The following is a 12,133-nucleotide window of genomic DNA, read 5'->3' on the forward strand; positions in this document are numbered from 1 at the left end:
TTCGCCCCCCGGTCCAAGTACGTCCGCATCCGTCCTGTCGGGTCCTCAGGCCGTGTTCGCGCCGCTCGAGAATTGCGCGATTCCGTTCTTGGCGTTGGTCACGCAGGGATGGTCCGCGGGTAAGCGACCTTCCGCGTCTGCCAACACTTGTCGGTACATGGCGCCGGCGGCGAAAAGGTCGCCGCGCAGAGCCCTCACCCGAGCGAGGTTATTGCGAGAGATCATCGTGGGTGGCGAAGCAGGGCCGAGCAGTCGCTCTCGCGCCGCGAGCGCCCGAGCGTGGAGACGCTCGGACTCGACGAGGTCACCCGCCACGCGCGTGGACTCGGCAAGGTTGTTAAGGCAGACGAGCGCGTCAAGATGGTCTTCGCCGTTGAGGGCGACCTGCAGGTTGTAGGCCTCGCGCGCGAGCGTGAGCGCCTCGTCGTTGCGCCCGAGGCGTCGCAGGTTCCGCGCTTTGTTTTGCATGGCGATCAGCGTCCGCAGGTCGCTCGTGCCAAGAACCCTGGTCCACGTGGTGAGAGCGGCGTCCATCAGCGACAACGACTGTTCCAGATGGTCTTCCTGCTCCATGTAGACGCCGGCGAGGTTGTTGGCGATCTCGGCGGTCAACGCGTCGTCCCACCCCCGCGTCCGTTCCAACAGTTCAAGCATGGGCACATACAACGACTCCGCTTCCGCCGGACGACCGGCTCCGTGAAGCACCTGCGCAACCTTGTTCGTCACCCGAACGCGCTCCGGGCTGCCTTCGTCCAGTGCTCGTGCCAGAGCCAAGGCCCGCTCAGCAAGCGGCACCGCGTCACTGACGGCGCCGCCGCGAGACACGTTGATCGCGATGTCGCCGAGCAGCCCAGCCGCTACGCCGGTGTCGGCTTGGCCGAGCGCCACACGAAGCCGTTCGACGTGTCCCAACACGGTTAGCACGTGAGGTTGGAGAACAGCGGCTCGAGCCCAGCTCTTTGGGTCCCGGCCGTCTGGGGCACCGTAGTGCCCGAGTACGCGCAGCGCACACCGTAGCCAGCGCTGACCCGGCCACCTCAGCGTTGGCACCATACGGGAGATCCGCGAGCTCCGTCGCTCGAGGTGACTACGAAGGAGATCCGCGACCAGCTGATGAACCCGCAGCGACACTGGTGTCGCGGCCGTCAGCAGTGAGGTCTGGCGCAGCACCGCGACCGCCCGATCCAGCACGAGGATGTCACCGGAGGCCTGGGCAAGCGGCGTCGGTAGATCGGCAGTGGGCGCACCAACCAAAAGATCGCGCGGTACGTCAGCCGGTGCGAGGAACGCCATAAGCTGCAGCAAGTCCGCGGCGGCATGGTTGAGCCGGCGCGCCCGTGCAACGGAGATCCGCAGTGTCGTGTCGACGCTGACATGCTGCGTGGCGGCTCCCTCTTGAAGGAGAGCCACCTTCCGTGAGCTGTACCTGTCCAGGTAACCATCGAGGTCGACGCCGGCATCCGAGCAGTACGCGCCTGCCTGTTCCAGGGCAAGCGGCAGACCGCCTAGTTCGCCAGCCAGTACGCGCGCGGTCGCCACGTCTCGATCACCTGATCGGTTCGTCAGGAACCGGGCCGCGTGCTCGTGGTCGAACGGCTCGACCATCATCTGTTCAGCGAGGCGTTCAAACCGTGGATTCCGAGACGTGATCAGCACGGTTCCGGTCGTCGCCATCGGCACGAGCCCATCGAGGTCGGCCGGTTCCTCGGCGTTGTCGAAGATCAGCAACCAGCGCTCGGCTTCGCCGAGTCTGTTTACCACCGCCTGGGCGGCTTCTAAATCATTGGCGCTAGGGATTCCGAGCTGTTCTGCTAGGCGCGCGAGCGCGGCAATCACGGTGACGCGGGTCGCGGAGTCGATCCACCAGCCGATCTCCAGTTCGGATCGCTTACGCAACGCGAAGGCGATGGCGGTTTCGGTCTTTCCTACGCCGGCCATGCCGTGCAAGAGGAGCGCCCGCCCGACCCCGCGCATCATGAGGTCGCCGATTGCGGCGAGCTCACTGGTCCGGTTCGAAAAGTGTCGGCCCTGCGTGGGTACGTTCCATACCCGCTGAGAACGCGCCTGCGAGGGGGTCGGCACGTCGATATTGCGCATTGCCCTATGCCGACGAGTCCGGGCTTCAGCCCAAACCAGGGGCAGTGCCAACAGCGCTGCGCAGGGCCACGCGATCCATAGGAACGGCCGCCACGCATCCGGCAGTGAGTTGGCCGCCACGTTTGTGGCGACAGGAAGCAACGCCACGGCAATCAACGGTGTGACGATCCAGGGCTGGCGCCGGCCCATAGTCTCCCTCGCTTTGACGAACGCTCGGAAACCGCAGAACTGCCTGACCCACCGTAGCGAACGTGTCACAGAGTAGGCGAGTAAATCACTCACGGGTGCCGATGACCCTCGCCCACGACCCGCCACCTCAACGTTAGGTTGTCGCCATGGACGATCAGCCCGAGCCGACCCCGCGGTTGCTACCCAATCGCTTCGCCGCCGACACGGTCGGGAGTGGCCCGTTGCGCGCCGCGGAGAACTGCTTCGCGCAGCCGGGTGCGCGAGTCAGGTTCCATGGTGAGCGCCAGGACACCGCCTCGGCCGGATGGCGGCGGATGGTCGAGCTGATCGACGAGGCGGCGGCCGACGGGCGGGAGGTGTTTCGGCCGATGGTCGACCTCACGCCGAGCGAGCGGGCCGACCTGGTGACGTTGCCGCCCACGATCGCGAAGCTCAGCCGGGTCAAGCATTTTCTGCTGTACGGCAGCCCGCTGGTGCGGATTCCGCCCGAGATCGGCGCGATGACCAGCCTCGAAGTGTTCGAGCCGTACACCTCGTACTCGCTGCACTGGTTCCCGTACGAGCTGACCCGCTGCCCGAACCTACGTGACAGCACCGTGAGCACCCGGGCCCTGTACGGGAACGTCAAGTTCCGTCCCCCGTTCCCGAGGCTGCAGAACCGCGGAACACTGGCCGCCCACGACGACCTGGATCCGCAGGTGTGGGGTGTCGAGGCCATCCGTGCCTGCGGTGTCTGCGACGGCCCCATCGACCCGGCCAGGTTCAAGCAACGGTGGATCTCCTTGCGCGTCGCCACCGACGTGCTGCCGTTGCTGGTGAACGCGTGCTCCACCGCCTGCGTGCGCGCGCTGCCAAAACCGGCGGATGGCTATGTACCGGACCCACATCAGGGTGGGCGCATCGTCCAGCAGCCGAAGCGTTGATCATCACGGTCATGCCGAACTTGCCATGTCGTTGTAGGTACGTTCATGACCTGTCGCCGATTCCCGATGACGGGTTCCAGGTCCTTCCGGACTGGGCGACGGGCAAGTTGCTGTTCACGGATGCGGCCACCACGGACGAGTGGGAGCTTCAGCAGGTGCGCACCGCGGCCCTGACCCGGCTGTACTCCTGCCCCAACTGCGAAGCGGTCATGTGGGACAAGGCCGGCAACGACGAATACACCACCTATGTGCCGTGCAAGCGGTTGATCAGGATCTACGCCGACCTGGCGGACCGGGACGAGGACGGCGGCGTCCGCCTCCGGCACGCGCGGACGCTGGAGGACCTCCAGCGGCAGCGCCTGCTGCTGCAGCACGGCGGCTACATCGTCGTCCATGATGGACACGACGAGGTGTACGTCTGCCTCGACGAGCCGAGCGACGACGGCGGCACCTGGATCGCCCGGCCCATCGACGATGCCGTCGTCGCGGATCTCCGCGCTCTGGGCCGTTGACCGCGGAGCCGCCACCCGCGACGAGGGCGGCGGCTCCGGTCAGGCGCTCAACTCACGGTGATCGTCACGCTGCTCGAGTGGGTGGCGCCGACGCTGTCGGTCAGCGTCAGCCAAGCCGTGTACGTGCCGGCGCGGGAGTAGACGTGGCTCGCCGTCGCCGCGTGGACCGACGCGGTGTTGTCGCCGAACTTCCACTCCCGGTCCACGATGGTGCGGCCCGGCGGCGCCGTCGACGTGCTGGTGAAGGCCACCGTCAGCGGTCGGGTCCCGGAGCTCGGCGTGGCGCTGACAGTCAGCGTCGCCCCCGTCTCGACCTTCACTCCCCGGCCGTTGAAGCGCAGCCAGTCCAGCGCCATGATGTCTGGATCGCCCGTCTGGCCGGCCTTCACGAACCGCAGATAGAGCGGGAAGGTGCCACCGGGGTTGGTCAGGGCGACCGTGGGTGAGATCAGGTTGTCGTACCCACCCGTGCTGTTGATCGTCGCCGTGCCCAGCAGTGTGCCCGTCGCTGACCCGGCACGGAACTCGATCGTGCCCCCCGTGCCGCCCGAGGACGCGCCGACCGTCACGCCGCTGATGCCGGTCAGGTTGACCGGACCCAGGTTGATCCAGTCGCCGTTGTCGAGGTCGCCCAGCCGCCGTCCGGCCTGTGCCGCGGGCCGGTCGAGGATGCTCACCCCGGACTGGGCGTCGAAGTGCTCGGCCTCCGTGCTGCGCGGCTGCAACGCGATCTGGGTCGAGCCCGTCAGCGCCGGAATGCCGCCGGTCGCGCCCGCGTCGGTGTACTGCGCGCTGACCAGCTGGTACAGGTTGGCGCCCGGCCCGTGCCCGTCGCCGCCGCCCGACTCGGTGACCAGCGTGCCGGAGCAACCGACATAGTTGTCGAGCGGATGCGCGTGCGCGTCGTGGCCCAGCAACGTCTGCACGACCACCCGGCTGCAGTCGATGGCGGCGTCCTCGGGATCAGAGACCGTCACCGTGTACGGGATCCGGTCGCCGAACTCGAAGAAGCCGCCGTGCGGAATGTTGATCGTGACGGTGGGCCGGGTGTTGCCAACGGTGATCTCCGTGGTGGCGATCGCGGTGAGCCCGCCGGCGCCGGTGACCGTGAGCCGCGCGGTGAACCGGCCCCGAGTCGAATAGGTGAACGAAGGGTTGGCGGCGGTCGAGTCGACGCTCCCGTTGCCGTCGAAGTCCCACGCATAGCTGAGAGCTCCGGACGAGCCGGCGCTCGAGAACGTCACCGCCAACGGCGCCGCACCCGAGTCGCGGTTAGCGGTCATCACCGCTACGGGCGGCACACCGTTGGCGACGTAGTCGATGCGATAGATGCCCGCGCCCTCGTTCGTGCCACCGCGCCCACTGCCCGAGCCGGCCCCGAAGTCCATCACGTAGAGCGACCCGTCAGGCCCGAACTCCGCCTCGAACGGCTGGATCCAGCTCATGCCCGTGAAGATCGTGTTGATCGACTGGAGCCCGCCGACACTGGTCGGGCCGAACCGCGGGTCGCTGAACGTCTGCGCGGTCTGGTTGACGGACAGCGTCTTCCACCACCTGCGCGTCAGCTCGTACACGATCCATTTGTTCTCGAAGTATTCGGGGAACTTCGACAGGCGCGGGTTGGCGGGGTCGTAGTCGTAGACCGGGCCACCCATCGGGCCGCCGCCGCCGGTGCCCACCTCCGGGAATTGACTCGAAGCCGAATAGGCGTACCAGACCAATGCCGGACGTGCGGCCGGCAGGTTCGTCAGGCCGGTGTTGTTCGGCGAGTTGTTGACGATCGCCGCGCAGTTGAAGACCGGGCCGGACGTCGAGGTCGCGAAGTTGTAGTCGTTGAACGGGGTGTTGTTGCCGACGCAGTACGGCCACCCGTAGTTGCCGGCGCTGGTGATCCGGTTGAACTCGACCGTTCCTTCGGGCCCGCGGTTGGGATTGGCCGCCGTCGCGTCGGGTCCGTAGTCGGCGACCAGCACCGCGTTGGTGTGCGGGTCGACGGTGATCCGGAACGGGTTGCGCATCCCCATCGCATAGATCTCCGATCGGGTACGGGCTGTCCCCGGCGCGAACAGGTTGCCCGCCGGAACCGTGTACGTGCCGTCCGCCTGCGGCCGGATGCGCAGGATCTTGCCGCGCAGGTCGTTGGTGTTGCCGGCGGTGCCCTGCGCGTCGAAGGCCCGGCGCCCGGCCCGCTCGTCGATCGGGGCGTACCCGCTGGACTCGAACGGGTCGGTGTTGTCGCCGATCCCCGCGTACAGGTTGCCGTCCCGGCCCATCGCGATCGAGCCGCCCATGTGCGAGTTGGCCCGCGCCTCGCCGCGCAGAGTCGGGATGGTGAGCAGCCGCTTCTCCGAGCTGAGCGCGATCGTCGACCCGGTCACCGTGAACCGCGAGAGGTTGAGCTGGTTGAGCGTCTTGTCCGACCACAGTAGATAGATCCAGTTGTTGGTCGCGAAGTTGTTGTCGATGGTGAGCCCGAGCAACCCGTCGGACTGGCTCGTCTGCGCCGGCGTGTACGCGAAGTCGATCAGTGTGGTCACCGCCAGCGTGCTCTGGTCGATCACCTTCACGGCGCCGGTGCGCTGGATGTAGAAGACCCGCCGGTCCGGGGCGACGGCCAGCTCGAAGGGGTCGGCGAGGTTCTGCGTCACCAGCGGCACTCGCTGGAACTTGTTGTTCTGGGTGGCGCTGCAGTCACCGGCGACCCCGCCGGCCGCCCACTCGATGCCGTACCGCAGGTGGTCGAGGAAGAACGGCTCGCTGAACGACGAGATCGAGTGCCCGCCGGCGGTGAACCAGGACCGGCCGCCGTCGTAGTTCTGGCACCACGAGTACGCGTGGTCGACGCCCTCGTCCAGGCCCGGGATGCCGTCGCGCACCTTGATCTGCGCGAGCGTGTGCACCCGACCGGTCGGGTTGGTGCGCCAGTTGTACCACTCCTCGCTGCGCTCCCAGAGCTCAGGCAGGTTCCGCGTCGAGGGGTGCGCCCGGTCGAGCACCTTGATCCGCCCGGGGAAGACGCCACCGGTCGAGGAGAAATCCGGGTGTACGTCGAAGATCGTGCCGACCAGGCCGTCGTACCAGGTCCAGTCGCGCTCGCTGGCACTCGCCGCGTGGAGGCCGACCCAGCCGCCACCGGCCCGCACGAAGGTCTGCAGTGCGGCGCGCTGGGCGGCGTTGAGCAACGCGCCCGCCTCCGGCGTCGAGTTGGTGTTGTTGAAGACCAGCGCGTCGAACCTCGCCAGGTTGGCGTCGGTGAACGCGGCCGCGTCGGTGGTCGCCTCCACCTCGAAGTTGTGCGCCGCGCCGAGCTGCTGCACGGCGGCGATACCGGCCGGGATCGAGTCGTGGTAGAAGTTCGTGACCTTGGAGAACACCAGCACCCGGAACCGCGGCGCGGCACTGGCGGGACTGGCCGGCCCGACGATCGCGGTGGTCACCGCGAGCGTGAGGGCGGCGACAATGGCGAAGGCTCGGAATAGCGGACGACGGCGACTCATGCGGGCGCTCCCGAAGCAGGGGACGGGTAAGGGATAGCGCTGTGCGTTCGCCGACCCGCTCAGCGTAAGGGATCAATAGGTCGGGATCAATGCCGGACCTGGCTGAGTACATGGGCTCAGGTCCGCGGTCGTCGATTCGGTGATGATCGACGCCATGACGTGGCGGTGGTGGGGTTTCGCGGCTGGTTTCGGCGGGTGCCTGTTCCTCGCCGTGGCCACGTCACCGGTGTACGCCCAGGTGTCGCCGTTCATCGCCACCCGCGGCGCGCCGGAGTTCCACGGCCGGGGTTGGCTGCTCGCGCTCGCCCCGATCGTGGTGACGGTGGCCGGCCTGTGCCTGCTGCGCTGGTGGCCATACCTGCTGCTGGTGGCCGGCCTGCTGGGGTCCCCGTTCGTCCTCGGCCCACTGACCACCATGGCACACCCGACGTTGCTGTCCCTCGCGCACGCGTGCGCGTACCCCCTTGCCGTGGTCGGTGTCCTCGCCTCTGCCCAGGGCCTGCTGAGCAACGGTTCGCCGGGGCTCGGGGCGGCCCTGGTCGGGTTGGCGTTCGGGTCGCGGCTGTTCGGTTCCGCGATAGTCGGAGCCGGCTGGCTGCGCGGTGACCTGACCCGACCGGCCTGGCACGCGGGCATGATCGTGGCCGGTTTCGCGCTGCTCGCACCAGCGGTATGGCGTTTCCGCCGCGGCGACCCCATGGCGGCCGGACCACCGGACACCTCCCCGTGGCATTGGCGACGGCTGCGCCTGGTCATCGCGGCCGGCCTGGCGCTGTCCCTGGTGCTGCCGCTGTCGCTGTTGACCACCGATCGGATCGCCGGGCTGCTGGATGTCAGCCGCTCGGCCGTGTACCGGCATCCCCTGGTGGCCGTGGCGGTGGCCGGCGCGATCACGCTGGCGGTCGGGCTGTGCCTCGCGGCGGCCACCGGGCTGTGGTCGCTGTCCGCGGCGATCGCGGTCGCCACAGCCCAGGTAGCGGTCGCGACGCCGCTGCTCCTGGCGTACAGCGCGCTCGCCTTTGTCGGGCCGCTGCGATGGCTCGGCGCGCTCACCGGGGCGGCGATCGGCGCGGCGGCGGCGAGCAGCCGCTGGCGGATCCCGGCCGCGGCGACCCTGGCCGCCGCCGCGGCGACGGCGCTGTTCATCGCACACGCGGCGACCACCGGCCAGCCGGCGAAGCTCGCCGACCAGCACAGCGTCGTGCCGGGCGTGCTGCTGCTCGTGCTCGTCACGGCGGCGGGCACCGCCGTCGCCGGCGCGACCGCGCCGGTGCTCGCGCCGCGCGGGGCCATCCCGGCCGTGCTCGGCCCGCTGGTCGGCGTGCTGGCCGCCGGCGGGCTGCAGACGGTCCAGGTGACCTACGTGCGGGAGAACGGCCTGCCGGAGTCGTCGTACCTGAACCCGGTCTCCCACCTCACCACGTCGGCCGTCCTGCTGCTGGCGGCGGGCGCGGCGATCGGTGGAATCGGTGTCGCGCACCACATCGCGGAGCGGTGGGCGGAACGAAAGCGAGCCGAGTTGATCCGCCAGGAGGCCGCCGCCGCGGAACGGGACAGACTGGCCCGCCCAATCCACGACGGCGTCCTCCAGGTGCTGGCCCTGGTGCAGCGCCAGGGCCCGGAACTGGGCGCGACCGGCACCCAACTGGCAACGCTGGCCGGCGAACAGGAGGTTGCCCTGCGCACGCTGCTGACGGGTGGTGCCGCGGTGGCCCGTCCCGGCGTCGAGGCGGACCTCCGTTCCGCGCTGTCCGCCCTGGCGTCCACAGTGGTCGAGGTCTCGGCGCCGGCCGAGCCGATCGTGCTGCCGGCACACGTCGTCACAGAGCTGACGGCGGCGGTGGAGGCGGCCCTCGACAACGTCCGCCGACACGCGGGCCCGACAGCGCGGGCGTGGCTGCTGGTGGAGCACGAACCAGACGGCGTACGCGTAACCGTCCGCGACGACGGCGTGGGCTTCGAACCGGAGCGGCCGTCGGAAGCGGCGGAGGCGGGCCGACTCGGCGTAGCGCAGTCGATGCGCGGCCGAATAGCGGACCTGGGCGGCACGACAACAATCCACAGCACCCCGACGGAAGGCACCGAGGTCGAGTTCTGGGTGCCGCTACCGAAGTAGCTCAATGCGACACGGACTGCCGGTTGTTCCGCCCGTCCAGGGCTGACCGGCTGTGCAGCGGCCGGACTCCCGAGGGTGGCACGACCCAGTGGCGGCTGGCCGGATCTCGGTAGATGTCGAGGAAGCGGCGGGACGACTGGAAAGCGCGCGTCGTGTGCGGGCCGCACAGCTCGGTCGAGGGCAGCCAGTAGAGCAACACCAGCACGGGCACCAGAACGAACGGGATCAACCAGGACGAGAACCACGGCACCGCCCCGATGGGTACGGCATAGAGCGCTGTCTCGAAAAGGTGTACGCCGAGCACGGCTGGGCCCGCCATCAGCCAGGCCACCAGGTGTCGCGCCGTGAGGTGGCGTGGCCGCGTTGCCACGAGGAGCCAGAGCGTTCGACCTGGGACGGACTGAATGCCGACTCCGTCGTCGGCAGCAGGTACACCCATCGTGTGAAGGGGGCGGCGTACAGGTGGTCGACGAATCTCCGGGTCGCCCACATGCTGGTCGCGACCACGACAACGGTGAACACGGCGAGGCTGACGAGGAGCGGCAGCAATGCCTGCCGCAGGTCGACGCCGCCGCGGTAGGCGAGCCTGGCCACAGCGAGATTGCCGACCAGCGCCGCGATGAAGGCGCTCCAGGACAGGACCTGCACCACCCGGTGCGGGCTCAGCTTGAGCCAGAACGGGGAGGTCTCGATCATCGCGAGTGGACGGCCGGGCTCGGCCAACGCGGTCAGGTAAAGGTTCTTTCGGGGAAGGAGGTCGAACACCCGCAGCGCGTGGCCCATGCCGAGCAGGCTGACGAGGTTGGAGCTGGCCGGTAGGCCTCGCTTGAGTGGGTAGGCCGCCGTCCGATCGGCGTCCGCGACCCATGCGGGACGCAACGCGGGCAGACGTTCCAGCGTCTCGGCGCACTCCCGGTTCATCGCGAGCAGCAGGAGCCGTTCAACGATCTGCTGCGCGGTGGTTCTCCGCCGGTGCAGATCGGGAATCGCGAGGCAGTGCCACAACGGCGCGACAAGCGTCGGTTCGTCGTCGGGCAACGTGGCGGTTAGCTCGGCGATGGCGTTTGCCATCTCGGGTGTGGCGTGGTCCGACATGGCGAGCAGGACTTTGCCGGCGACGGGAAGATGCCCGCCGAACAGCCCGGAGAAGATGCGGCGTCGCTCGGCCGGGCTGGCCCGCTGTGCGATCCACAGAAGCTCGGATCGCAGAGCCTCGAACGCCAGAGACCGGGTATCGGTGACCGGCGACTTCACTGTCTCCATGATCGCCGGCAACAGCGACAGCTGCCTGGCTTGGTCGATCAGGCTGGCGGCCACGTCGGTGGACACCTCCGCCGTGGCGAGGCAGTGGCAGGCCAGTTCGACGGACTCGTCGGCGAGCGCCTGCAGGAAGGGCGCGACGTAGGGGTGGTTCTCGCCGCAGAACAGCAGGATGACCTGCCGCCATTCCGGGTTCTGAGCGTGCTCCAACAGGAAGGTGCAGCCGAGTTGCGGATCCCGCGCGAGCTGCGCCGCCGCGAGATGTTCGTGGAAGGCACGGTGGGCGAAGGCGAAATGGCCGGCGTCGGTCGTGCGGATCAGCAGACCTGACCTGTCGATGATCTCGTCGACGAAGTCGCGGTCGTCACGCAGCCGCGGCACCGTTCCCCGCCGGGCAGAGCAGAACTCGAGGATCTCGCCGTACGTGAAATCGGCGAACGGCGACCAGCGGGTTCGCGCCAGGTGCACGGCGAGCTCGCGCAAGAAGCGGTGCTTGTCCTCAGCCCGGTACCGGTTCATGCGAAGCTGGTTCTCGGCGCGAAAGTCGTGGCGGCGCAACAGCTCCCGCACCATCTCGTCGTAGAAGGCGCCGACCGAGTGCGGGATCTCGTACGCGGTCAGTTGGGTGTAGAGGCCGACCGAGATCGTCAGGATCAGCGGGACTCGGTGCAGGTCGACCGTGCCGGAGGCACGGACGTCGGCGAGGAACGCGGCGGCGGGCCGCTCGGCGGGGAACTGCGCGGCGCGCCGGTTGACGAAGCGCTCGATGTCCGCGTCGCGAAGGGCGGCGATGGCGTACGACGTCGAGGAGAACCAGGCCATCCAGTCGTCTTCGATCTGCCGGTACGTCTGTCTGCGACAAGTGATGACCACCCGCGCCATCGAGGTCGGCAGTTCGGCATGCTCGTCCGCCGTGACGAACGCGTGGATGGCGGACCGCACCGCTTCGTAGGCCGGTGGAGAGATCTCGTCGAGTCCATCGAGCAGGACGACGACCCGGCCCCGCTGCAGAGTGATCAGGAATGGCAGTTCGTTGGTGCGACCGAACAGGTTCAGCTCGCTGTTTCCGGCAGTGCGGCGGAGAAGGCCCGATCCATAAGCCTTGAGCAGGGTCGACTTGCCGGTTCCAGGGTCTCCGACGATCACTATTCGCCGCGGCCCGAATTCCGCCAACAGCGTGGTCGCGGGCACCTGGGCCGCGCTGGCTTCGCCTTCGACTTGCACAGACAGCGAAATGTAGGAGTCCGCCAGATCCAGAGTTTCCACCTGGTTGAGGTAGATGTTGCGAAGGACTCCGTATTCCGCGAGGAACCATCGGCCGTACCGTTCCTGCGGCCGACCGAGCGCCAGAGCGACACGGCCACGGGCGTGCCGGAGAAGGACCCGCGCCCGGCGCGAGACCAGTGCCAACAACGGCAGTGCGACAGCGAGGACGATCCCCAACTCGTCGGCGTCCAGGCCCACCAATCGCCGATTACGGAGTCGCGCACGGTAAGGGCGCTCGCGAAGCTGGCGGCAGTGTCGAGCGTTGTGGCGTGG

The 12,133-nt window shown here is 68.5% G+C and carries 7 protein-coding genes; 3 read left to right on the top strand and 4 right to left on the bottom strand.

Translation table 11 applies throughout. The features are described from left to right. Positions 1–45: 45 nt before the first annotated feature. Positions 46–2,097: a tetratricopeptide repeat protein gene (locus CHC05_RS15770; RefSeq protein WP_179266202.1), complete on the bottom strand. Its 2,052-nt coding sequence runs from the start codon at positions 2,095–2,097 to the stop codon at positions 46–48. 335 nt (positions 2,098–2,432) lie between these two features. On the opposite strand from CHC05_RS15770, the gene CHC05_RS15775 reads away from it, so the two are divergent. Both CHC05_RS15775 and CHC05_RS15780 read left to right on the top strand, forming a co-directional pair. Then, positions 2,433–3,209 carry a leucine-rich repeat domain-containing protein gene (locus tag CHC05_RS15775; RefSeq protein WP_218824553.1) on the top strand — a complete coding sequence of 259 codons (777 nt, stop codon included), beginning with the start codon at positions 2,433–2,435 and terminating at the stop codon, positions 3,207–3,209. An 11-nt stretch (positions 3,210–3,220) separates the two neighbouring features. Further along, complete coding sequence (locus CHC05_RS15780) at positions 3,221–3,721, top strand: hypothetical protein (RefSeq protein ID WP_144022608.1); 501 nt, start codon at positions 3,221–3,223, stop codon at positions 3,719–3,721. Between the two features lie 47 nt (positions 3,722–3,768). Here CHC05_RS15780 and CHC05_RS15785 read toward each other — a convergent pair whose 3' ends face one another. Continuing rightward, a complete protein-coding gene (locus CHC05_RS15785; protein WP_089249351.1) occupies positions 3,769–7,218 on the bottom strand; it encodes a ThuA domain-containing protein in 3,450 nt (1,149 codons plus the stop codon). 154 nt (positions 7,219–7,372) lie between these two features. Here CHC05_RS15785 and CHC05_RS41470 point away from each other — a divergent pair, with 154 nt between their 5' ends. Continuing rightward, on the top strand, positions 7,373–9,334 hold the full coding sequence (locus tag CHC05_RS41470) for a sensor histidine kinase (protein WP_218824554.1): 1,962 nt from the start codon (positions 7,373–7,375) through the stop codon (positions 9,332–9,334). A 1-nt stretch (position 9,335) separates the two neighbouring features. On the opposite strand, the gene CHC05_RS15795 is transcribed toward CHC05_RS41470, so the two are convergent. Together CHC05_RS15795 and CHC05_RS15800 are read right to left on the bottom strand one after the other, a co-directional pair. Further along, the gene (locus tag CHC05_RS15795; RefSeq protein ID WP_144022609.1) at positions 9,336–9,653 is read right to left on the bottom strand and encodes a hypothetical protein; all 318 of its coding nucleotides are present in this window, start codon (positions 9,651–9,653) and stop codon (positions 9,336–9,338) included. Next, on the bottom strand, positions 9,653–12,058 hold the full coding sequence (locus CHC05_RS15800) for an NACHT domain-containing protein (protein WP_089249355.1): 2,406 nt from the start codon (positions 12,056–12,058) through the stop codon (positions 9,653–9,655). The genes CHC05_RS15795 and CHC05_RS15800 overlap by 1 nt, the downstream gene beginning before the upstream one ends. Positions 12,059–12,133 lie beyond the last annotated feature (75 nt).

The organism is Asanoa hainanensis (genome assembly GCF_900188485.1).
Lineage (GTDB): Bacteria > Actinomycetota > Actinomycetes > Mycobacteriales > Micromonosporaceae > Asanoa > Asanoa hainanensis.